Source organism: Lysobacter sp. BMK333-48F3 (assembly GCF_019733395.1).
Taxonomy (GTDB): Bacteria; Pseudomonadota; Gammaproteobacteria; order Xanthomonadales; family Xanthomonadaceae; genus Lysobacter.
The window spans coordinates 4,130,963-4,156,236 of sequence record NZ_JAIHOO010000001.1 but is presented as its reverse complement, the minus strand read 5'-3'; the positions used below and the strand labels follow the sequence as shown (position 1 = coordinate 4,156,236).

General features: G+C 70.8%; 3 protein-coding genes (1 of these 3 cut by a window edge). All 3 read right to left on the bottom strand.

Features of this window, described 5'->3' with window-relative positions; all coding sequences use genetic code 11:
* Tightly spaced (each overlapping or abutting the next), the 3 genes in view from K4L06_RS17915 to K4L06_RS17905 form a layout consistent with a single transcriptional unit that may run on beyond the window.
* A protein-coding gene (locus tag K4L06_RS17915; protein WP_221672685.1) for a non-ribosomal peptide synthetase crosses the window boundary here: on the bottom strand, positions 1–5,662 show its 5' portion. 2,630 nt of this gene lie to the left of the window's left edge; the window shows 5,662 of its 8,292 coding nt (coding positions 1–5,662); the start codon lies at positions 5,660–5,662; the stop codon falls past the left edge of the window.
* Entirely contained in the window at positions 5,659–9,168 is a 3,510-nt protein-coding gene (locus K4L06_RS17910) for a non-ribosomal peptide synthetase (RefSeq protein WP_221672684.1), read from the bottom strand. Before K4L06_RS17910 ends, K4L06_RS17915 begins: the two co-directional genes overlap by 4 nt.
* Positions 9,165–25,274, bottom strand: coding sequence for a non-ribosomal peptide synthetase (locus K4L06_RS17905; protein ID WP_221672683.1), 16,110 nt, complete (start codon positions 25,272–25,274; stop codon positions 9,165–9,167). Before K4L06_RS17905 ends, K4L06_RS17910 begins: the two co-directional genes overlap by 4 nt.

Below are 25,274 nucleotides of genomic sequence, written 5' to 3'. Positions count from 1 at the left end.
TGGGTGCGCGTCCCTGCAGCAGGCCCGCGCCCTGCATCAGGCGCAGATGCGAAGGCGTGCATTCCATCGCCTCGATGGCGTGGGTTTCGAGGAAGCCGAGCAAGTCGTCCGCGCTCAGTCGCGCCGCTTCCGGCAACAGGTACACGCTGCGCCCCTGGGCCAGTTGGCCCCAGGCCTTGACCGCCATGTCGAAGCCAAACGAGGAGTTCCACGCCACCCGCCGGCAATCCGGCGCCAGGCCGTGGATGCAGGCTTCCATCGCGTGCAGGAAGTAGCCGACGTTGCGGTGCTCGACCATCACCCCCTTGGGCGTGCCGGTGGAACCGGAGGTGTAGATCACGTAGGCCAGGTGCGCCGGAGTCAGGCCGATCTGGGCCGGGTCCGGATTCTCGGCCGAAGCCTGCGCCCAGGCTGGTTGCGGATCGTCGATCAGCAGCCGCCTGCAGACCGGCGGCGCCTGCAGGCGGTGGCTGAGGCCTTGCTGGGTCAGCAACGCGACCGCTCCACTGTCTTCGAGCATGTGCGCCAGACGCTCGTCCGGATACACCGGATCCAGCGGGACATAGGCCGCGCCGGCCTTGAGCGCCGCCAGCAAGGCCACCACCAGTTCCAGGCTGCGCTCGGCGCAGACCGCGACCCGGTCGTCCGGGCGGATGCCGAGCCCGCGCAGATGATGGGCGAGCCGGTTGGCGCGTGCGTTGAGTTCGGCGTAGCTCAGGCGCTCGCCGCCGTATTCGATCGCTGTCGTGCCCGGCTGCGCCGCGGCCTGGCGCTCGATCAGCGCATGCACCAGCACCGGCTCGGCGGCGGCGACATGACTTTCGTTGAAGCCTTCCAGCACCAGCTCGCGCTCGGCCGCGTCGAGCAAGTCGATCCGGTCGACCGGCTGGCTGTCGTCGGCGACCATGCCGCGCAGCATCGCCTCCAGGCAGCGCCACTGACGGCGGATGGTGGCCTCGTCGAACAACGCGCTGGCGTAGTTGAGCTGGCCGCCGATGCCGTCCTCGCTTTCGCGCAGCTCCAGCGACAGTTCGAACTGGGCGCTGTCCGGGCCGCCGCCGAGGCTTTGCGCCTGCAAGCCGGCCAGATCGAGCTCGGCCTTGGGCGTGTTGTGCCAGGACAGCATGACCTGGAATACCGGATGGTGGGCCAGCGAACGCGGCGGATTCAAGGCTTCGACCAGGCGCTCGAACGGCACGTCCTGCAGGCTTTGCGCCTGCACCGCGGTCTGCCGCGCCTGGGCCAGCAAGGCGCGCACGCTGGGACTGCCGGACAAGTCGATCTTCAGCGCCTGGGTGTTGACGAAGAAGCCGATCAGCGGCTCGACCTCGACCCGGCTGCGGCCGGCATGCGAGCTGCCGATCACCACTTGGTCCTGGCCGCTGAGCCGGCTCAGCACCGCCGCCCAGGCCGCCAGCATGGTCATGTACAAGGTGGTGCCGTGGCGCTGGCTGAGCGCGCGCAGGCCGTCGCCGAGTTCGGCGTCGAGGGCGATTTCGACATTGGCGCCGCGGTAGTCCTGGATCGGCGGACGCGGTCGGTCGGTCGGCAGGTCGAGCAGGCTCGGCGCGCCGCGCAACTGCTGCACCCACTGCTGCAGCTGCTGCTGCAGCAACGGCCCTTGCAGCCACTGGCGCTGCCACATGCCGAAATCGGCGTACTGGATCGCCAGCGGCGGCAGCGGGTCGGGGCGGCCTTCGCGGAATGCGCGATACAGGCTCGAAAACTCGTTCGCCAGCACCCCGCCCGACCAGCCGTCGGAGACGATGTGGTGCATCGTGACCAAAAGCACGTGATCGTCCTGGCCCAACTCGAGCAGGCGGCCGCGGATCAGCGGCCCCAGCGCCAGGTCGAACGGACGCAGCGCTTCTTCGCGCAAGATCGCTTCCAGTTCGGCGTCGCCGGCGCCGCGCAGGTCTTCGCGACGCAGGGCGAAGCCGCGCGGTTCGTCGATCACCTGCAGCGCCTGGCCGGCGATGCCGACGAAACGCGTGCGCAGCACCTCATGGCGTTCGATGATGCGGTCGAACGCGGCCTGCAGCGCGGCCACGTCGAGCGGGCCGCGCAACCGCACTGCGTCGGGCACGTGGTAGGCCTTGCTGGCCTCGGGGTCGACCCGGGCGATGAACCACAGCCGCTGCTGCGCGAACGACATCGGCAGCGGCTTGGATCGGTCGGCGCGGGCGATCGCGCTGAGCGTGTTCTGCCCGGCTTCGGCCACGTCCTGGGCCAACTCGGCCAACTGCGGATGGGTGAACAACGCCGACAGCGGCAGCTCGATGCCGAGCCGCTCGCGCAACTGCGAGATCAAGCGCACGGCCAGCAACGAGTGCCCGCCGAGTTCGAAGAAATTGTCGTGGCGGCCGACCCGCTCGACCCCGAGCAGTTCGCACCAGATCTGCGCCAGCGTGGTTTCGATCTCGCCGATGGTCGCCTCGTAGGCGCGATGGACGAAGGCCAGTCCGTCCGGCGCCGGCAAGGCCTTGCGGTCGAGCTTGCCGTTCGGGGTCAACGGCAGCGCCTCCAGCGGCACGAACGCGCCCGGCAGCATGTAGTCGGGCAACACCGCGCCGAGTCGCACCCGCAGCTCGGCCGGGTCCAGCGCCGCTCCGGCGTCGCCGACCCAGTACGCGACAAGGCGCTTGTCGCCGGGCACGTCCTCGCGCGCGATCACCGCTGCCTCGCGTACGCCATCGACCTCGGCCAGACGCGCCTCGATCTCGCCCAGCTCGATGCGATAGCCGCGGATTTTGACCTGGAAGTCGTTGCGGCCCAGATAATCGATCGTGCCGTCGTCGCGCCAGCGGCCCAGGTCGCCGGTCTTGTACAGGCGCGGCGCCGCCGCGCCCGGCTCGGCCGCCGCATGGGGGTCGGCGAGGAAGCGCTCGGCGCTGAGGTCGGCTCGTTGCAGGTAGCCGCGGGCGACCTGGACGCCGCCGATGTGGATCTCGCCCGCCACACCGCGCGGCACCGGCCGGCCCTGCGCGTCGAGCAGGTAGATCCGGCTGTTGTCGATCGGCGCGCCGATCGGCGGCAGGTCGGGCCATTGTCCGGCCGGGCCGGACAGGGTGTGGGCGGTGACGACGTGGCTTTCGGTCGGACCGTAATGGTTGTGTAGGCGCGCCCCGCTGCGGCCCTCGAACAGGCGCCGGATCGCCGGGGTGATGCGCAACTGCTCGCCGGCGACGATCAGGTCGCGCAGCGCCGGCAGCGGCGTCTCGCGCTGCGACCACAGTTCGCTGAGCGCGTTGAGCGCGATGTAGGGCAGGAACAAGCGTTCGATCGACTGCTCGCCGAGCCAGTCGGCCAGCGCCGGCAAATCCTGGCGCAGCTCCTCGTGCAGCAGCACCAGGGTGCCGCCGCTGGCGAGCGTGCTGAAGATCTCCTGGAACGCGACATCGAAGCCTAGCGCGGCGAACTGCAGGGTCCGGGCCGGCTCCGGCAGCGGTCCGCGCTGCCAGGCCAGCAGGTTGACCAGGCCGCGGTGCGGCATCGCCACGCCCTTGGGCAGGCCGGTCGAGCCGGAGGTATAGATCACGTAAGCCAGGTGCTCGCCGCCCAGCTCCGGGGTCTGCGGCGGCGATGCGTCCGACGAGCCCCGGGGCGCATCGGCGCTATCGTCGAGCAGTACGCATTCGCATCCGTCGGCGACGCTCAGGCGATCTCGCAGCCGTTCCTGGGTCAGCAGAGCGCGCGGCGCGCTGTCGCGCAGCATGTGCGCCAGGCGCTCGTCCGGATAGGTCGGATCCAACGGCACGTAGGCGCCGCCGGCCTTCAAGGCGGCCAGGATCGCGATCACCATCGCCGGGCCGCGCTCCAGGCAGACCGCGACGCGCTGGTCCGGCCCCACCCCGAACCCGCGCAGATGCCGGGCGAGGCGATTGGCCTGCGCCTCCAGCTCGGCGTAGCTCAGCCGCTCAGGCCCGAACTCCAGCGCGATCGCGTCGGGCGTCGCCGCGGCCTGGCGTTCGAACAGCACATGCACCAGCTCGCCCTGCCCGGCGTGATCGCGGCGGCGGTCGTTGAAGCTTTGCAGCACTTGCTCGCGCTCGCCGGCGGGCAGCACTTCAAGCGCCAGCACCGGCGTATCCGGCGCCTGCTCCAGGGCCTGGATCAGATGCACCAGCGCCTCGCGCACCCACTCGGCGATGCGCGCGGCCTCGACGCGCTGGACGATCTCGGCGGTGACGCCGAAACCGTCGCCGTAGTCGTCGACATGCAACACGAACGGATAGTTGGTGCGGTCGCGGCTGTCGAGATGGCGGATGCCGGCGATGCCCTCATCGGCCTCAGCCGCGCCCTCGTCGCGGCTATGACGGTAGTTGAGCAGGGCCGAGAACAGCGGCGTGTTGGCGGCGATGCCGCTGCAACGCTGGGCCAGGGTCAACGGCGCGTGCTCGTGACGCAGCAGTTCGGCCAGGCCGGCGGCGGTGTCGGCCAAGGCTTCGCCGGCGCTGCGGCCTTGCAGGCGCACGCGCAGCGGCAGGGTATTGATGAACATGCCCATCGCGCGGTCGGCGCCGGCGCCGCCCTGCAGGCGGCCGAACAGCACGGTGCCGAACACCACATCGTCGCGGCCGCTGCAGCGCGCCAGCACCTGCGCCCAGGCCAGATGGAATACGCTCGCCGCGCTGACGCTGCGATTGCGCGCGACCCGGCGCAGGTCGGCGCTCAGCCCGGGGTCCAGGCGCAGCTTGGCCTGCACCGCATCGGCGCCGTTGCCCTGCACGTCGAGCAGGTCGAACGGCGCAGTCGGCTGGTCGACGTCGCCGAGTTCCGCGCGGAAATGACGTTCGTGCTCGTCCTCGCGCGCGTTCAGGCGCGCCTGGGCGACGAAGTTGCGGAACGGCACCGGCTCGGGCAGTTCGCCGCGGCGGTCCTGCAGGATCAGGCCGACCTCCTGCACCAGCAGTTCCAGGGTCACGTGATCCATGACCAGGTGGTGGTAAAGCAACTGCAGCAGCCAGCGTTGGCCTAGCGCGTCGTAGGCGGCGAAGCCGCGCATCATCGGCGCGCGGCGCACGTCCAGGCGGTAGCGGCCGGGATCGGCGTAGGCCTGCAACTGCGGCTGCGCATCGCCCGTGAACTCCAACGTCTCCACCTCCAGCCGCGCCCGTCGCCAGACCACCTGTACCGGCTCGGCCAGGCCGTCCCACTGCACCGCGGTGCGCAGCACGTCCTGGCGCGCGATCGCCTCGTCCATCGCGGCGACGAAGCGTTCGAGCAGCTCGCGGCTGTCGAAGCTCATCAGCAGCCGGGTCAGATAGGCATCGCCCTGCTGCTGCAGCAAGTGGTGGAACAGGATGCCTTCCTGCAACGGCGCCAGCGGATAGATGTCCTGGATGTTGCCGGCGCCGCCCGGGGTGGCCGCGACGATGCGGTCGATCTGGGACTGCTCCAGCCGCACCAGCGGCAGCATCTGCGGGGTGATCTGCGGCGCCGGCGACGCCGGCGCGACCCGCTCGCCGTTGGCCGCGGCCCATTGCAACAAGGCCTGCTTGTGCAGTTTCAGCGAAGCCATCACGCCGGGCGTCAACACTCCGCGCGGCGCCTTTACCACCAACTCGCCCTGCTCCACCCGCACCTGCACCTGGCGCTGTTCGAGCAGGCCGATCAGCGCCTTCGCGTCCAGGGCCTGCATACTCGAGACTTCCGCATTCACAGTCTGAACTCCTCGGTTTCTTGTTCGTTGGACGATTCGTCGAATCGCTCCGGAATGGCGTTGCGCGGCACCGCGACCTCGCCCTGGCCGGGCGCGGCCGCGCGGCGCACGGCGGCGGCCATCGCCGCCAGTTCGGGCTGGGCGAACACCGCGCGCACGTCGATCGACCAGTCGCGCCGGCGCAGGTGCTCCAGCAGCTGCACCGCCAGCAGCGAATGGCCGCCGAGGGCGAAAAAGCCGTCGTGGCGGCCGATGCGTTCGATGCCGAGCAGCTGCGACCAGATCGCGGCCAGGGCCTGCTCGACCTCGCCCTGCGGCGGCTCGTAGTCGTTGCGGCCGAACGCCGCGTCGCCGGGCGCCGGCAGGGCCTTGCGGTCGAGCTTGCCGTTGCCGCTGAGCGGCAAGGCCTCGAGCGCGACATAGGCGCCCGGCAGCATGTACTCGGGCAGGCGCTGGGCCAGCCGCTCGCGTAACGCGGCCGGCGACGCCTCGGCGCCCGCTTCCGGCACCACGTAAGCGACCAGGGCCAGCGCGCCATGCCGGTCTTCGCGAGCGACCACCACCGCATCGGCGATGCCGTCGAGCGCGCGCAACTGCGCCTCGATCTCGCCCAGCTCGATGCGCTGGCCGCGCAGCTTGACCTGGAAGTCGTTGCGGCCCAGGTATTCGATCGCGCCGTCTTCGCGCCAGCGCGCCAGGTCGCCGCTGCGGTACAGACGTCCGCCGGCTTCGAACGGATCGGCGACGAAGCGCTCGGCGGTCAGTTCGGGGCGATCGAGGTAGCCGCGCGCCACCTGCACCCCGCCGATGTACAGCTCGCCCACCACGCCCACCGGCACCGGACGCAGGGACGCATCGAGCAGGTAGATGCGGGTGTTGGCGATCGGCCGCCCGATCGGCACCGTGTCGACATCGGCCTCGCTGCAGTCCCAGGCGGTGACGTCGACCGCCGCCTCGGTCGGCCCGTACAGGTTGTACAGACGCACCTGCGGCAGGCGCTCGCGGCACTGCCGCGCCAGCGCCGCCGGCAAGGCCTCGCCGCTGCAGACCACCCGGCGCAGGCTGGCGCAGCCGGCCACCGCGTCGAGCCGGGCCAGAAACACCTGCAGCATCGAGGGCACGAAATGCAGGGTAGTCACCCCGGCGGCGCGGATCAGTTCGCCCAGATAGGCCGGGTCCTTATGCCCTTCCGGCTTCGCCAGCACCAGCTGCGCGCCGATCATCAGCGGCCAGAAGAATTCCCAGACCGACACGTCGAAGCCGAACGGAGTCTTCTGCAACACGACATCTTGCGGGGTCAGCGCGTAAGCCTGCTGCATCCAGTGCAGGCGATTCACGATCCCGCGATGCTCGTTCATCACCCCCTTCGGCCGCCCGGTCGAGCCGGAGGTGTAGATCACATAGGCCAGGTGGCGCTCGCCCAGGCCGGTATCGGCAGGGTCCAAATCGGTATCGGCCAGCACCGAGGCCGTGGCGTCGCGATCCAGCACCAGGCAGCGCAGCGAACTCGCCGGCAGATGCGCTTCCAGGGCCGCTTCGGTCAGCACAGCGACGGGCGCGGCTTCGTCTAGCAACTGCTGCAGGCGTTCGGCCGGCTGCGCCGGGTCCAGCGGCAGATACGCGCCACCGGCCTTGAGCGTCGCCAACAGCGCGATCACCAGATGTTCGCTGCGCTGCAGGCAAATGCCGACCCGCGCGTCCGGGCCGACCCCGAGCAAGCGCAGGCGGCGCGCCAGTCGGTTGGCGCGCGCATTGAGCTCGGCGTAGCTCAGGCGACGCCCCTCGAACACCACGGCGGTGGCATCGGGACGCTGCGCCGCCTGGCGCTCGAACAGTTGGTGCAGCAATAAGCCGCGGGGGTACTCGGTGTCGGTGGCGTTGAAACCATGCAGCACTTGCGCGCGCTCGCTCGCCGGCAGCCGTTCGATGCTGTCCAACGGCCGCTGCGGTTCGCGCTCGAGGGCGTCGGCCAGGGCCCGCAGAGCCTGCTCGGCGAAACCGCAGACGCGCTGGGCATCGACGCTGCGCTCGACCTCGGCGGTGAGGCCGAAGCCGTCGCCGTAGTCGTCGACGTGCAGGACGAAGGGATAGTTGGTCCGGTCGTGGCCGCCCAGCGCCTCGATCCCGTCCAGCGCCGGCGCGGCGTCGCCGCGCTGGCTGTAGCGGTAGTTGAGCAGGCTGGCGAACAAGGGCGCATTGGCCGGCAAGGCGCTGCAGCGCTGGGCCAGGCTCAACGAAGCGTGCTCGTGACCCAGCAACTCGGCCAGAGACGCATGCACGCCGCGCAGGGCCGCCTCGACCGGGCGGCCGTCGATCTTCACCCGCAGCGGCAAGGTATTGAGGAACATGCCCATCGCCCGCGCCGCATCGGCGCCGGCCTGCAGACGGCCGAACAACACGGTGCCGAACACCACCTCGTCGCGACCGCTGCACAGCCCCAGCACCTGCGCCCAGGCCAGGTGGAACAGGCTGGCGGCGCCGACCCCGCGTGCCCGCGCCTGTTCGCGCAGGCGCCGGGCCAGGCCCGGTTCGAGCTCGATGCCGGCGCGGACCACGCCGCTGCCGTCGCCCTGCACGTCGCTCAGGCCGAACGGCGCGGTGGTTTCGTCGACCTCGCCGAGTTCGCGACGGAAATACGCCTCGTGCTCCGGCTGGCCCATGCCGCGCCGGGCCTGGGCGACGAAGCGGCGGAACGGCACCGGCACCGGCAGGCGCTCGCGCTGCCCCTGCAGGATCGTCATCACTTCCTGCACCAGCAGCTCGGACGCGGTGTGATCCAGGATCAGGTGATGGTGCAGCAGTTGCAGCAGCCAACCGCCGTCGGCCGGATCCCGGACCGCGTGGCCACGCAACATCGGCGCCTGCCGCACGTCGAGCCGGAACCGGCGCGGATCGGCCTGGGCCTGCAGACTCTCTCGCGCGCTCGCGCCCGGCGCAGCGGCCAGGATCTCGACGACCGGATCGGCCTGCCGATGCACCACTTGCAACGGCTGCTCCAGCCCCTCCCAATGCACCGAGGTGCGCAGGATGTCGTGGCGGGCGACCACCTCGCGCAGCGCATCTACGAATCGGTCCAGGCGCTCGCGGCTGTCGAAGCGCAGCAGGGTCGGCATGACATAGGCATCGCTCTCGCCTTCGCCGTGCAGACGGTGATGGAACAGGATGCCTTCCTGCAGCGGCGCCAACGGATAAACGTCCTGCACGTTGCCGGTCCCGCCCGGCACTTGGGCCAGCAAACGGTCGATCGCGGCCTGGTCGATTCCGGCCAGCGGCAGCATCTTCGGGGTGATCGCCGTCGTGCCCTCGTCGATGCGGTAGTCGTCGGCAGTGGCGGCATCGCGTTCGCGCAACAGCGCGATCAGCTCGGGCTTTCGCTCGCGAACGGCCTGCACCAGCTCGGACTCGGCCAGCGCACGCGGCTCGCCGAGCAGGCGCAGCTTTTCGCCGTCCAGGCGCAACGACAGCCCGCGCGCCTGCAGCGCCCGCAACAACTCGATAGCGTTCATAGCTCGATTTCCTCCCATTGCGCGGTGGCGGCCGCCAGGTCGGCCAGCGTCGGCGCGTTGAACACCATCTGCACGTCGACCTGCAGCTGCTGCTCGCTCATCAGATGGATCAGCTGGATCGCCAGCGCCGAATGGCCGCCGAGTTCGAAGAAATTGTCGTTGCGCCCGACCCGCTCGACCCCGAGCAGCCCGGCCCAGATCGCCGCCAGGCGGGCTTCCATTTCGCCCTCGGGAGCGAGGTAGTCGCGACGCGCCAAGCCCTCGTCGTCCGGCGACGGCAGGGCCTTGCGGTCGAGCTTGCCGTTGGCGTTGAGCGGCCAGGCGTCGAGGGCGACGTAGGCGGTCGGCAGCATGTAGTCCGGCAACTGCGCGCCGAGCCGGGCGCGCAGATCGGCCGGATCCGGTTGCGCATCGGGCTCGCGCAGCAGGTAGGCGATCAAGCGCGGATCGCCGGGACGGTCCGTCTGCGCGAGCACCACCGCCTCGCGCACGCCGTCCAGGCCGGCCAGGCGCGCTTCGATCTCGCCCAGCTCGATGCGATAGCCGCGGATCTTGACCTGGAAGTCGTTGCGGCCCAGGTACTCGATCGTGCCGTCCGCGCGCCAGCGGCCGAGGTCGCCGGTCTTGTACATGCGCGCCCCGGCGATGTCGGCGAAGGGATCGCGGACGAAGCGTTCCGCACTCAGTTCGGGGCGATGCAGGTAGCCGCGCGCCACGCCGGCGCCGCCGATGAAGATCTCGCCGGCGACGCCGATCGGCACCGGCTCGCCGTGCGCGTCGAGCAGATACACCCGCGCGCCCGGCATCGGCCGGCCGATCTGCGGCACCGCTCCGGCGACCGGTCCGCAGGTGGCGTCGACGCTGCACTCGGTCGGGCCGTACATGTTGTGGAACTGGACCGCGTCGGCTTCGACCAGCGCGGCCCAGCTCGCCGCATCCAGGGCTTCGCCGCCGAGCAGCAGCTTGCGCAGGCCGGCGCCGCGGCCTCGCAGGAAACCGGCCGCCTGCAGCATGCGCAAATGCGATGGGGTGCATTCCATCGCCTCGATCGCATGCCGCTCCAGGTAGTCGAGCAAGGCCTCGGCGTCCAGCCGGATGCACTCGGACAGCAGGTGCACGCTGCGGCCGAAGCACAACTGCCCCCAGGCCTTGGCCGCCATGTCGAAGCCGAACGAGGAGTTCCAGGCGATGCGGCGGCAGTCCGGCGCCGGGCCATGGATGCGCTGCTCCATGCCGTGCAGGAAATTGAGCACGTTGCGGTGCTCGACCATCACGCCCTTGGGCAATCCGGTCGAGCCCGAGGTGTAGATCACGTAGGCCAGATGCGCCGGCGACAAGCCGACCTCGGCCGGATCCGGATCCTGCGCCGAGGCTTGCGCCCAGGGCGCCGCTTCCAGCGCATGTTCCGCCGTTTCGTCGAGCGACAGCACCGTGCAGCCGGCCGGCACCTGCAGGCGGGAAAGTAGGTGCGACTGGGTCAGCACCGCGACCGGCGCGCTGTCGGACAGCATGTGCGCCAGACGTTCGTCGGGATGCACCGGATCCAGCGGCACGCAGGCGCCGCCGGCCTTGAGCGTGGCCCACCAGGCCACGCCCAGGTCGAGGCTGCGTTCCAGGCACAGCGCCACGCGATCGTCCGGACGCAGGCCCAGCCCGCGCAGATGGTGGGCGATGCGATTGGCCCGCGCATTGAGCTCGGCGTAGCTCAACTCCTGTCCGTCGTAGGCCAAAGCCAGGGTCTGCGGCTGCGCCGCGGCCTGGCGCTCGAACAGGCGGTGCAGCAGATCGTCGTGGCCGCCGGCGCCGGACGCATTGAAGCCGTACAAGACCTGTTCGCGCCGCTCGGCATCGAGCAGGCCGATCCGCGCCACCGGCGCGCGCTCGTCGGCGACCATGCCGCGCAGCATCGCCACCAACGCGTCCCAGTGCCGGCGCACCGTCGCCTCGTCGTACAGCGCGGTAGCGTAGTTGAACTGGCCGACGATGCCCTCGCCCGCCGGTTCCAGATCGAGCGACAGGTCGAACTGGGCATGCCCGGCCTGCGAGGCGAGGCTGTCGAACGCCAGCCCGTCGGCGGCAAGCTGGGTCGGCGGCGTGTTCTGCCAAGCCAGGCGCACCTGATAGATCGGGTTGTAGGCGGTCGAACGAGCCGGATTGAGCGCCTCGACCACTTGTTCGAACGGCACTTCGCGATGGTGCTGGGCCTGCAGCGCGACCTCGCGCGCCTGCGCCAGCAAACCGGCGACGTCGAGACTCTGATCGAGGTCGAAACGCAGCGCTTGGGCATTGACGAAGAAGCCGATCAGCGGTTCGAACTCGGCGCGGTCGCGGCCGGCCAGCGAGCTGCCCAGCACCACCTGCGACTGGCCGCTGAGTCGGCCCAGCACGGCCGCCCACGCCGCCAGCACGACCATGTACAAGGTCGCACCGTGGCGCTGCGCCAAGGCGGACAGATCGGCGCCGAGGGCGGGGTCGAGGGCGACGTCGAAACGGGCGCCGAGATAGTCCTGGCTCGGCGGCCGCGGCCGATCGGTGGCCAACCCGATCAGCGGCGGCGCCTCGCCCAGGCGCTCCACCCAGTATTGCAACTGGCGCTGCCATTGCGCCCCCTGCGCACGCTGCCGTTGCCAGGCGGCGTAATCCGCGTACTGCACCGGCAGGGCCGGCAGCGGATCGGCCTGGCCGACGCGGAAGGCGCGGTACAGGGTCGAGAACTCGTGCGCGAGCACGCTCAGCGACCAGCCGTCGGCGACGATGTGGTGCAAGGTCAACAACAGCACATGTTCGTCCTGCGCCAGGCGCAGCAACTGCACGCGCAGCGGCGGCTCGCGCTCCAGATCGAACGGGGCCGCGGCCTCGGCCCGGCACAGCTCGCGCAGTGCGGCCTCGTCGAGCCCCTCCAGCACGCGATAGCCGATCGCCGCCGGCGCCCACGGCTCGATCCGTTGCCGCGGCTGGCCGTCGACGGCGAAGAACCGCGCGCGCAGGGTTTCGTGACGCGCGACGATGCGATCCAGCGCCGCTTGCAGGGCGTCGCGGTCGAGTTCGCCGCGCAAGCGCAGCGCGCCCGGCAAGTGATAGGCCGCGCCGGCCTGAGCGTCGATCCGGGTCACGTACCACAGCCGTTGCTGCGAATGCGACAGCGGCAACGGCCGGCTGCGGTCGGCTTGCGGGATCGGATCGGCCGCGCTGGGCGCAGACCGGGCCAGCTCCGCCGCCAGTTCGGCCAGCCTCGGCCGCGCGAACACCGAACTCAGCGCCAGTTCCACGCCGAGCCGCTGGCGCAGTTGCGAAATCATCCGCACCGCCAGCAGCGAATGTCCGCCGAGCTCGAAGAAGCCGTCTCCGCGGCCGACCGCTTCGACGCCGAGCAATTGCGACCACAGTCGCGCGAGTGCGATCTCGTGCTCGCCCTGGGGCGGTTCGAATGCGGCCTGCGCATAAGCCGCGCCTTCCAGGGCCGGCAGTGCGGCGCGGTCGAGTTTGCCGTTGGCGTTGAGCGGCAGCGCAGGCAAACGCACGAACGCTGCCGGCAACATGTAGTCCGGCAGGCGTTCGGCCAGCCCTGCGCGCAGCTCGGCCGGATCCAGGCGCTCGCCGGCGGCGACCACATAGGCCAGCAGACGGCGGTCCTCGCCCTGCCCTGCGTCGAGGATCACCGCCGCCTCGGCGATGCCGTCCAGGCGCGCCAGTTCGGCCTCGATCTCGCCGAGCTCGATGCGGAATCCGCGCAGCTTGACCTGCTGGTCGTCGCGGCCGAGGAACTCGATCGTGCCGTCGTTGCGCCAGCGGCCGAGATCGCCGCTGCGGTACATCCTCGGCGCCTGCGCGCCGGGCGGCGCGAAGGGATCGGCCAGAAAGCGCTGCGCGGTCAGCTCCGGGCGATGCAGATAGCCGCGCGCCACGCCGGCACCGCCGATGCAGATTTCGCCGACCGCGCCGAGCGGTACCGGCTGCCCCTGCGGATCGAGCAGATAGATGCGCGCATTGGCGACCGGCCGGCCGATGCTGCCCGGCGGGTCGTCGGCGCGGCAGCGGGCCACGCTGGCGTTGATGGTGGTTTCGGTCGGGCCATAAGCATTGGCCAACGCCGGAAGATGGCCGTCGCGGCGCCACCAGGCTTCGAGCGCGGCTGCGCCGACCGCGTCGCCGCCGATCACGATCTGGCGCAGCCGCGCCGGCAGGCTCGCCGCGGGCGTCTGCGCCAGGCGCTGCCAGAACAGGGTCGGCAGGTTGGCGACGGTCAGGCGGTGACCGTCGCATAGCTCGCACCAGCGCTGCGGTTCGGCCAGCCAGTCGTCGGTGCGCAGCACCAGCGTGGCGCCGTGGCTGAGCGCACCGAAGATCTCCTCGCCGGCGACGTCGAAGCTGAGCCCGGAGAACTGCAGCACACGGTCTTCCGGCACGAAGCTGTACAGCGACTGCAGGGCCGCGACCTGGTGCGCGAACTGGCGATGCTCGACCATCACCCCCTTGGGCGTGCCGGTCGATCCGGAGGTGTAGATCACGTAGGCCAAGTGCGAGCCGTCGCCGGCCCAGGCCCGCAGATCCGGCGCATGCGCCGGCGCCGCCGCCCAGGGCGCATGCTCCCAGGCGGTGGCGTCGAGCGCGATCGCGCGGCAACCCGCGGGAGGCTGCAGACGCCCGCGCAAGGCGCTTTGGGTCAACAGCGCCGCCGGTGCGCAATCCTGCAACAGCCAGGCCAGTCGCTGGTCCGGATGCGCAGGATCCAACGGCACGTAGGCCGCGCCGGCCTTGAGCGTGGCGAGGACCGCAACGATCAGCTCCGGTCCGCGCTGCAGGCACAGCGCGATCCGGTCGTCGGCCTGCAGACCGAGTCCGCGCAGGTAATGCGCGAGGCGATTGGCGCGCCGGTCCAGCTCGGAGTATGTCCAGGCTTCGCCGTCGTGCTCGATCGCGACCGCGTCCGGCCGTTGCGCCGCCTGGCGTTCGAACGCGGTCTGCACGAACGCATGCGCCGGCACGGCCGCGCCGCCGAAGGCGAAGTCCTGCAGCAACTGTTGGCGCTGCGGCGCGTCCAGCAAGTCGATCCGCTCGACCGGCTGACCGTCGTCGGCGGCCATGCCGCGCAACATCGCGGCCACGCCTTCCCAATGCCGGCGCACGGTCGCCTCGTCGTACAGCGCGGTCGCGTAGTTGAGTTTGCCGAGCACGCGCCCGTCCCGCTCCTGCAGGTCCAGCGCCAGATCGAACTGGGCGCTGGCGGGCAGGCTCTCGACCCGCTCCACCTCCAACCCGGCCAGCTCCAGGCGCACATCCGGGGTGTTGTGCCAGGTCAGCATCAGCTGGAACACCGGCGAGTGCGCCATCGAGCGCGGCGGGTTCAGGGCCTCGACCAGCCGTTCGAACGGCACCTGCTGGCGTTCCTGCGCCCGCAGCGCCTCCTGCCGCACCTGCGCCAGCAGCTCGCCTACGCTCGCCGCCGCGTCCAGGTCGATCTGGATCGCCTGGGTGTTGACGAAGAAACCGATCAGCGGCTCGATCTCGACCCGGTCGCGGCCGGCGTGCGAGCTGCCGAGCACTACCCGGCGCTGGCCGCTGTAGCGCGCGACTACCGCCGCCCAGGCCGCCAGCACCACCATGTACGCAGTAGCGCCATGACGTTGGGCCAGGTTGCGCACGGCTTCGCTCGCCGCCGCGTCCAAGCCGACGTCGAGGCTGGCGCCGCGGTAGTCCTGCAACGGCGGCCGCGGCCGGTCGGTCGGCAGCTCGACCAGCGACGGCGCGCCGCGCAAGTGTTCGACCCAGGACGCCAACTGCGCCTGCGCCTCCGGTGCGTCCAGGCGGTGCTGCAGCCAGACCGCATAATCGGGGTACTGCACCGGCAGCGCCGGCTCCGGCGGGTCGCGGTTTTCACGCAACGCGCTGTAGGCGGTGGCGACTTCGCGCATCAGCACGCTCAGCGACCAACCGTCGGACACGATGTGGTGCATCGTCACCAGCAGCACGTGCTCGTCGGCGGCGACGCGCAGCAGGCGGCCGCGAATCGGCGGCCCCGCGGCGAGGTCGAAGGGCTGCGCCGCGGCTTCGCGGCACAAATCTTCGATCTGTTGCGGAGTCAGACCGCCCGCGTCCTGCTCGCTCAACGCGAACCCGCGCGGCGGATCGATCGTTTGCCAGGGTTGACCGTCGATAGCGACGAAACGGGTACGCAGCGATTCGTGCCGCGCCACGACGCGGTCCAGTGCCGCGCGCAGCGCCGCACGATCGAGTGCGCCGCGCAGACGCAGCGCGCCGGGGACGTGATACGCGGCGCTGGCCAGCGGATCGACGCCGGCGACGAACCACAGCCGCTGCTGCGCCGGCGACAAGGGCAGGGGCTGCGAGCGGCCGGCGAGCGGGATCGGCGCGAGCGCGCTGCGTCCAGCCGCGGCCACCGCGACGGCCAGCGCGGCCAAGCGCGGTTGGGCGAACAGGCTCGACAAGGCCAGCTCGGCATCGAGCCGCTCCCGCACCTGCGAGATCAACCGGATCGCCAGCAACGAATGTCCGCCGAGCTCGAAGAAGTCGTCGTCGCGTCCGACCCGTTCCACGCCCAGCAACTGCGACCAGATCGCGGCCAGGGCCTGTTCGACCTCGCCCTGCGGTTCGGCATAGGCGCGGCGGCCGTAGGATTCGCCGTCCGGCGCCGGCAGCGCCTTGCGGTCGAGCTTGCCGTTCGGGGTCAGCGGCCAGGCCTCCAGGACCGCGTAAGCGGCCGGCAGCATGTAGTCCGGCAGGCGCTGGCTCAGCTGCGCGCGCAGTTGCGCCGCCTCCGGCTTCGCTGCGCCGGGCTCGACGATCAGATAGGCGACCAGCCGGGTTTCGCCCGGACGCCCGTCGCGGGCGATCACCACCGCCTCGCACACGCCGTCGGCGCGCGTCAGCTGCGCCTCGATCTCGCCCAGCTCGATCCGGTAGCCTCGCACCTTGACCTGGAAATCGTTGCGGCCCAGGTACTCGATCGTGCCGTCTTCGCGCCAGCGGCCGAGATCGCCGGTCTTGTACATGCGGCCGCCGCCGCGGCGGTCGAAGGGGTCGGCCAGAAAGCGCTGCGCGCTCAGCTCTGGCCGCTGCAGATAGCCCTGCGCGACCTGCACCCCGCCCAGGTACAGCTCGCCGGCGACGCCGACCGGCACCGGCCGCCGCTGCGCATCGAGTAGATAGACCCGGCTGTTGCCTATCGGCCGGCCGATCGGCGGCAGGTCTTCCCAGTGTTCGGCCGGGCCGTCCAGGGTATGCGCGCTGACCACGTGGCTTTCGGTCGGGCCGTAGTGGTTGTGCAGCCGCGCCTGCGGGTGCTTGGCGAACATGCGCCGGATCGCCGGGGTGATGCGCAGTTGTTCGCCGGCGGTGATCAGGTCCTGCAGCATCGGCAGCGGCTCGGCGCGCTGCGACCACAGTTCGCTGAGCGTGCTCAGAGCGATGTACGGCAGGAACAGCCGTTCGATCGACTCCTGCGCCAACCACTCGGCCAGCGCCGGCAGATCCTGGCGCAGTTCTTCGTGCAGCAGCACCAGGGTGCCGCCGCTGCCCAGGGTGCTGAAGATTTCCTGGAACGCGACATCGAAGCCCAGCGCGGCGAACTGCAGGGTCCGCGCCGGTTCCGGCAACTGTTCGCGCTGCCAGGCCAGCAGGTTGACCAGGCCGCGATGCGGCATCGCCACGCCCTTGGGCACGCCGGTCGAGCCGGAGGTGTAGATCACGTAGGCCAGGTGCTCGGGCTTCAGCCCCAGCTCGCCGCCGTGCACGTTGGCGGCCGAGGCCTTGGCCCAGGCCGGCGCCGCCTCGTCGAGCAGCACCAGCGCGGCCTCGCCCGGCGCCAGCCGCGGCAACAGCCGGTGCTGGCTCAGCACTGCCGCCGGCCGGCTGTCGCGCAGCATCTGCGCCAGGCGCTCGTCCGGATAGGCCGGATCCAGCGGCACGTAAGCGCCGCCGGCTTTCAGCGTGGCCAGGATCGCCACCACCATCGCCAGACTGCGTTCGACACAGATCGCCACGCGTTGGTCGGGGCCGACGCCGAGGCCGCGCAGATGCCGCGCCAGGCGGTTGGCCTGTTCGTTGAGCGCGCGATAGCTCAGTTGCGCACCGTCCAGTTCCAGCGCGATCCGCTCCGGATGCGCCGCGGCCTGCTGCTCGAAGGCTTCGTGGACCAAGGCCGGCGCGGCATAGTCGCGGCGGGTGTCGTTGTAACCGTAGAGCACGCACTGGCGCTCCGCCGCCGGCAGCGCGTCGAGCGCGCTCAGCGGCGCATCGGAAGATCGTTCCAGCGCCTGCGCCAGGGCGGTCAGCGCCTGCTCGACGAAATCGGCGATGCGCTCGGCGCGGACCGAGGCCGCGACCTGCACGGTCAGTTCGAAATCGCGCCCCGAGTCGTCGATGTAGAGGCCGAACGGATAATTGGTGCGGTCGCGCACGTCCAGCAGGCGCACGCCGTCGAGGACCCGGGTGTGGGCGCCGCTGCCGACCTGGCTGTGGCGGTAATTGAGCAGGGCCGAGAACAGCGGTGTATGCGCTTCCATCGCGCTGCAGCGCTGGGCCAGCGCCAACGAGGCGTGCTCATGGCGCAACAAGCCGCTCAGGCGCTCGTGGGTCTCGCGCAACGCCTGGCGCGCACTGCGTCCGCCCAACCGCAAGCGCAGCGGCAAGGTGTTGATGAACATGCCGACCGCGCGGTCGGCGCCGGCGCCGCCGTGCATGCGCCCGAACAGCACGGTGCCGAATACCACGTCGTCGCGGCCGCTGCACTGCCCCAGCACCTGGGCCCAGGCCAAATGGAACAGGCTGGCCGCGCCGACGCCGTGCGCCGTCGCCTGCCGACGCAGCCGCGCCGCCAGCTCGGCCGGCAAGCGGCGTTGCGCCTGTTCGATCTGCGAACCGTCGCCCTGCACGTCGAGCAGGCCGAACGGTGCGGTCGGCTCGTCCAGATCGCCGAGCATGGCGCGGAAAAAGCCCTCATGCTCGCGCTCGCCGATGCCGAGCCGGGCCTGGGCGACGAAGTCGCGGAAAGGCACCGGCGCCGGCAGCTCGGCCTCGTCGCCGCGTTCGATCGCGGCGATCTCCTCGACCAGCCGTTCCAGGGTGGTGTGGTCCATCACCAGGTGGTGATAGGCCAGCAACAACAGCCAGCGTTCGCCGCGCTCGGCGCGGGCGGCGTAGCCGTGCAGCATCGGCGCGCGGCGCACGTCGATGCGCGAGCCGCGCACCTGCGGATGTTCGCGCAGACGCTGCTCGGCCGGCTGCGGCCCCGGCGCCAACTCCAGCGTACGCAGCTCCAGCCCGGCGCGGCGCCAGACCACCTGCACCGGCTCGGCCAGGCCTTCCCAATGCACGGCGGTGCGCAGGATGTCGTGGCGCGCGACGACCCGCTGCAGAGCGGCGACGAAGCGGTCCAAGCGGGCGCGGTCGTCGAACTCCAGCAGGGTCGGCAGAACGTAGGTATCTGTCTCGCTCTGCAGCAGGTGGTGGAACAGGATGCCCTGCTGCAGCGGCGCCAGCGGATAGATGTCCTGGATATTGGCCGCGCCGCCCGGCGTGGCGCGGACGATGCGCTCGATCGCCGCGGCGTCGAGCGCGACCAGCGGCAGCATCGCCGGCGCGATCGCCTCGCAGCCGGGCGGGATCCGGTTCGGCGGCACCGCCACCCTCGCCTCTCCGCCCTCGCCCTGGACCGCAGCGGCGAGCGCGGCCAAGGTGGGATGAGCGAACAGCGAACGGATATCGGTCGACCAGCCGCGGCGGCGCAGTTGTTCCAACAACCGGATCGCCAGCAAGGAATGTCCGCCGAGTTCGAAGAAGTCGTCGTCGCGTCCGACCCGCTCCACGCCCAGCAACTGCGACCAGATCGCGGCCAGGGCCTGTTCGACCTCGCCCTGCGGTTCGGCATAGGCGCGGCGGCCGTAGGATTCGCCGTCCGGCGCCGGCAGCGCCTTGCGTTCGAGCTTGCCGTTCGGGGTCAGCGGCCAGGCCTCCAGGACCACGTAAGCGGCCGGCAGCATGTAGTCCGGCAGGCGCTGGCTCAGCTGCGCGCGCAGTTGCGCCGCCTCCGGCTTCGCTGCGCCGGGCTCGACGATCAGATAGGCGACCAGCCGGGTTTCGCCCGGACGCCCGTCGCGGGCGATCACCACCGCCTCGCGCACGCCGTCGGCGCGCGTCAGCTGCGCCTCGATCTCGCCCAGCTCGATCCGGTAGCCTCGCACCTTGACCTGGAAATCGTTGCGGCCCAGGTACTCGATCGTGCCGTCTTCGCGCCAGCGGCCGAGATCGCCGGTCTTGTACATGCGGCCGCCGCCGCGGCGGTCGAAGGGGTCGGCCAGAAAGCGCTGCGCGCTCAGCTCTGGCCGCTGCAGATAGCCCTGCGCGACCTGCACCCCGCCCAGGTACAGCTCGCCGGCGACGCCGACCGGCACCGGCCGCCGCTGCGCATCGAGTAGATAGACCCGGCTGTTGCCTATCGGCCGGCCGATCGGCGGCAGGTCTTCCCAGTGTTCGGCCGGGCCGTCCAGGGTATGCGCGCTGACCACGTGGCTTTCGGTCGGGCCGTAGTGGTTGTGCAGCCGCGCCTGCGGGTGCTTGGCGAACATGCGCCGGATCGCCGGGGTGATGCGCAGTTGTTCGCCGGCGGTGATCAGGTCCTGCAGCATCGGCAGCGGCTCGGCGCGCTGCGACCACAGTTCGCTGAGCGTGCTCAGAGCGATGTACGGCAGGAACAGCCGTTCGATCGACTCCTGCGCCAACCACTCGGCCAGCGCCGGCAGATCCTGGCGCAGTTCTTCGTGCAGCAGCACCAGGGTGCCGCCGCTGCCCAGGGTGCTGAAGATTTCCTGGAACGCGACATCGAAGCCCAGCGCGGCGAACTGCAGGGTCCGCGCCGGTTCCGGCAACTGTTCGCGCTGCCAGGCCAGCAGGTTGACCAGGCCGCGATGCGGCATCGCCACGCCCTTGGGCACGCCGGTCGAGCCGGAGGTGTAGATCACGTAGGCCAGGTGCTCGGGCTTCAGCCCCAGCTCGCCGCCGTGCACGTTGGCGGCCGAGGCCTTGGCCCAGGCCGGCGCCGCCTCGTCGAGCAGCACCAGCGCGGCCTCGCCCGGCGCCAGCCGCGGCAACAGCCGGTGCTGGCTCAGCACTGCCGCCGGCCGGCTGTCGCGCAGCATCTGCGCCAGGCGCTCGTCCGGATAGGCCGGATCCAGCGGCACGTAAGCGCCGCCGGCTTTCAGCGTGGCCAGGATCGCCACCACCATCGCCAGACTGCGTTCGACACAGATCGCCACGCGTTGGTCGGGGCCGACGCCGAGGCCGCGCAGATGCCGCGCCAGGCGGTTGGCCTGTTCGTTGAGCGCGCGATAGCTCAGTTGCGCACCGTCCAGTTCCAGCGCGATCCGCTCCGGATGCGCCGCGGCCTGCTGCTCGAAGGCTTCGTGGACCAAGGCCGGCGCGGCATAGTCGCGGCGGGTGTCGTTGTAACCGTAGAGCACGCACTGGCGCTCCGCCGCCGGCAGCGCGTCGAGCGCGCTCAGCGGCGCATCGGAAGATCGTTCCAGCGCCTGCGCCAGGGCGGTCAGCGCCTGCTCGACGAAATCGGCGATGCGCTCGGCGCGGACCGAGGCATGGATCTCGGCGGTCAGCACGAAGTCGCTGCCGAGGTCGTCGACGTACAGGCTGAAGGGATAATTGGTCAGATCGCGCCCGCCGAGGTACTGGATGCCGTCGGCGATGCGGCTCTCGCCGAACGTTTCGGCGCGGCTATGGCGGTAGTTGAGCAGCGCCGAGAACATCGGCGCGCCCGCGCCGAGTCCGCTGCAACGGCGGGCCAGGGTCAGCGAGGCCTGCTCGTGGCGCAACAACCCGCTCAGGCGCTCGTGGGTTTCGCGCAACGCTTGCGCCGCGTCGCGTCCGCCCAGGACGATGCGCACCGGCAAGGTGTTGATGAACATACCCATGGCGCGGTCGATGCCGGCGCCGCCCTGCATGCGTCCGAACAGCACGGTGCCGAACACCACGTCGTCGCGGCCGCTGCACTGCCCCAGCACCTGGGCCCAGGCCAGATGGAACAGACTGGCCGCGCCGACGCCGTGGGCGCGGGCCAGGCGTCGCAACCGCGCCGACAGTTCCGCCGGCAACGTGCGCCGCGCCTGCTCGACCTGCGAGCCGTCGCCCTGCACGTCGAGCAAGCCGAACGGCGCGGTCGGCTCGTCCAGATCGCCGAGCATGGCGTGGAAGTAAGCCTCGTGTTCGGCCTCGCCCACGCCATGGCGCGCCCGCGCGACGAAGTCGCGGAAAGGCACCGGCGCCGGCAACTCGTCGCCACGCCCCTGCAGCAGCGCGACCACTTCGTGCAGGATCAGTTCGGTGGTGGTGTGATCCAGGGTCAGGTGGTGATGCAGCAACTGCAGCAGCCAATGCCCGCCTGCCGGATCGAAAGCGGCATAGGCCTGCAGCATCGGCGCGCGGCGCAGGTCCAGTCGGGCTCGGCGCGGATCGGCCCGGTCCTGCAACTGCGCCTGCACGTCGCCGCGGGCAGGGTCCAGCGCCAGCGTGTGCAGATTCATTTCGGCGCGGCGCCAGACTACCTGCACCGGTTCGTCCAGCCCCTCCCATTGAACCGACGTGCGCAAGATGTCGTGACGTGCGATGACCCGCTGCAATGCGTCCAGAAAATGGTCCAGGCGGGCGCGGTCGTCGAAGCGCAGCAGCGCCGGCAGAACGTAGGCATCGCTGTCGCGTTGCAGCAGGTGGTGGAACAGGATGCCTTCCTGCAGCGGCGCCAGCGGATAGATGTCCTGAATATTGGCCATGCCGCCCGGCACTGCGGCGGCGACCAGGTCGATCTGGGCCTGATCCAGGCGCACCAACGGCAGCATCTCGGGGACGATGCGCTCGCAGCCCTCGGCGATGGCGTTGGCCGGCACCGCGACGGGCTCGCCCTGCCCTTGCCCGGCCAGGTTCGCGGCCAGCGCGGCCAGGCTGGGCGCCGAGAACAGATCGCGGATGGTCGTCGGCAGGCCTTCGCGCTGCAGGCGTTCGACCAGCTGCACGGCGAGGATGGAATGGCCGCCGAGCTCGAAGAAGTTGTCGTCGCGACCGACCTGTTCGACGCCGAGCAGCTCGGCCCAGATCCGCGCCAAGGCCTGTTCGGCGCCGCCGCGCGGCGCTTCGTAGGCGCGCTGCCGATAAGCCTGGTCGTCCGGCGCCGGCAGCGCCTTGCGGTCCAGTTTGCCGTTTGCGGTCAGCGGCAACGCCGGCAGGCGCACATACGCCGCCGGCAGCATGTAATCGGGCAGTCGGTCGCGCAAGGCCTCGCGCAGACGCGCCGGTTCCGGCAGCGGCGCGTCGTCGCCGGCGACCAGGTAAGCGACCAGGCGCTGGTCGCCCGGCACGTCCGCGCGCGCGACCACGACCGCTTCGCCGACACCCTCGACTTGGCTCAGCTGCGCTTCGATCTCGCCCAGCTCGATGCGGAAGCCGCGGATCTTGACCTGCTGGTCGTTGCGGCCGAAGTACTCCAGCGTGCCGTCGGCCAGGTAGCGGCCGAGATCGCCGGTGCGGTACATGCGCGCCCCCGGCGCGCCGCTGAACCGGTCGGGCAGGAAACGCTGCGCATCCAGTTGCGGGCGGCGCAGATAGCCGCGGGCCACGCCGGCGCCGCCGACGTACATCTCGCCGGTGCAGCCGACCGGCAGCGGCCGGCCCTGCGGGTCTAGCACGTACAGACTGAGGTCGCCGATGCGCGTGCCGATCGGGCTGGCGCCGGGTCGCTCCGCATCGGCCGGCTGCAGCGCCCGGTAGGTCACGTGCACCGTGGTCTCGGTGATGCCGTACATGTTGACCAGGCGCGTGGCGAGATTGTGCGGCTGCGCGTACCACGGCTTGAGGCTCGCCATCTCCAACGCTTCGCCGCCGAAAATCACGTAGCGCAACGCATGCGGGCGCGGCGCGGCCTGGCCGGCGGCGACGAACTGGCGGAACGCGCTCGGGGTCTGGTTGAGTACGGTCACGCCCTGCTCGCAGACCAGGCGATGGAACTCGGCCGGCGCCCGGCTGATCGCATGCGGCACCACGATCAGGCGTCCGCCGTGGATCAGCGCGCCCCACAGTTCCCACACCGAGAAGTCGAAGGCGAAGGAATGGAACAGGGTCCAGACGTCGTCGCGGCCGAAACCGAAATCGGCCTGGGTCGCGGCGAACAGGCGGCTGACCTGGGCGTGTTCGACCATCACCCCCTTGGGCAGGCCAGTCGAACCGGAGGTGTAGATCACGTAGGCCAGGTGCGCCGGGGTCAGCCCCTCGACTTCGGGGTTGTCGCTGCTCGCGCGCGCCCACGGCCGCTCCGCCTCGGCCGAGTCCATCCGCACCAGGCGGCAGTCGGCCGAAGGCTGCAGGCGCCGGATCAAGTCCTCATCGCCGATCAAGGCGACCGGCGCGCTGTCGTCCAACATGTGCAGCAGGCGCTCGTCGGGATAGACCGGGTCCAGCGGCACGTAAGCGCCGCCGGCCTTGAGCGTGGCCAGGATCGCGACGACCAGGTCCAGCCCGCGCTCCAGGCCGATCGCGACCAGCGCGTCCGGGCCGACGCCGAGCCCGCGCAGATGATGGGCCAGGCGATTGGCCCGCCGGTTGAGCTCGCCGTAGCTCAGGGCCTGGTCTTCGTGCTGCACCGCGATCGCGTCGGGCGTGGCCTGCGCATGCCTTTCGAACATCCGATGCATCGGCTGCGGCGCACCGGTGTCCAACTGCGGTTCGTTGAACCGATGCAGGACCAGTGTGCGCTCGGTTTCGTCCATCAGCGGCAGGTCGCCGACCGCGGCTTCAGGGGTCTCGATCGCGGCCAGGACCAGCCGCTCCAACCGCCGCAAGTGCGCGGCCATGTCGTGCTCGCCGAACGCGTCCGGGTCGTAGTTGAACTCGATCCGGACCGGGCGCTGCTGCTCGTAATCGCGCACGTAGACCGCCAACGGCTGGCGCTCGTAGCCGTTGTGCAACGGATACGCCGTGCTGGCGGCGCCGTCCATTTCGAGATCGCCCTGGAACCCTTCCATCGACAGCGACAGGTCGAACAGGCCGCGACGGTCGCCGACCCCGCTGAGCAGCTCGCGATGCAGGTCCGCCAAGGGGTATCGCTGGTGCCGGTAGCAGCGCTTCGTCTCCGCCGCCGTCTGCGCCAACACCGCAGCGAACGGCGCCCGCGCATCGACCGTGATGCCGACCGGCATCGCTGCGGCGAACATGCCGACCGTGCGCCGTTGCGCGGCGCCGGTGCGGTTGTGCACCGGCATGCCGATCACCACTTCGTCCTCGCGGCCGGCGATGCGGGCGAAGTACACGGCCAGCGCGGCGGCGATGAAGTGCGTGCCGGATCCGCCCTGGGCGGCGGCGACGTCGCTCAGACGCTGGTAGCGCGCGCGCTCCAGCGACCACACCGCTTGGCCGAAACGCCGATCGAAGCGGCCGCGCCGCCCGGGCGCTTGCTCGAACAGAGGATCGGGCAGCCGAGCGTAGCGCTGGGTCCAGAACTCGCGGTCCTTGGCGTAGCGCGGCGAAGCCAGGTACTCGGCGTCGCGGGCGATGAAATCGCGATAGTCGGCTTCGTCGTCCGAGCCGTCTTCGGGCTCGGGCGCTTCGCCGCGCGACAGACGGTTGTAGGCCTGGCTGACCGCCTGTCCGATCAGCGCCACGGCCCAGCCGTCGGCGACCAGATGATGGAAGCACAGCAGCCAATAGGCGCGCTGCGGCGTCACCTGCAACCACTGCATGCGCCACAACGGCTGGCCGTACAAGTCGAACGGCGCATCGAACGCCGCGCGCATGCGCTGCCAGGCGAGCTCCTCGGCATCGGCGCGGCCGCAAAGGTCGATCCGCTGCAGGCTAGCCCCGGCGATGTCGGCGAAACGCTGCCGGACGCCGTCGCCGCTGCGTTCGAGCACGATCCGCAACGCGGCATGGCGTTGCGCGACCTGGCGCACGGCCGCCTCGAAACGATCGGGGTCGGCCGGCCCCTCGAACAGCACCGCGGTGCCGATGTTGTAACAAGGCAGATCCGGCGCCAGCGACTGGTCCAGCCACACGGCGTGCTGGGGAGAGCTTAAAGGATGGAGGACTTCGCTGCTCAT

Coding starts and splice junctions, on each gene's coding strand:
- K4L06_RS17910 (WP_221672684.1), bottom strand. CDS start 9,168: ATGAACGCTATCGAGTTGTTGCGGGCGCTGCAGGCGCGCGGGCTGTCG.
- K4L06_RS17905 (WP_221672683.1), bottom strand. CDS start 25,274: ATGAGCAGCGAAGTCCTCCATCCTTTAAGCTCTCCCCAGCACGCCGTG.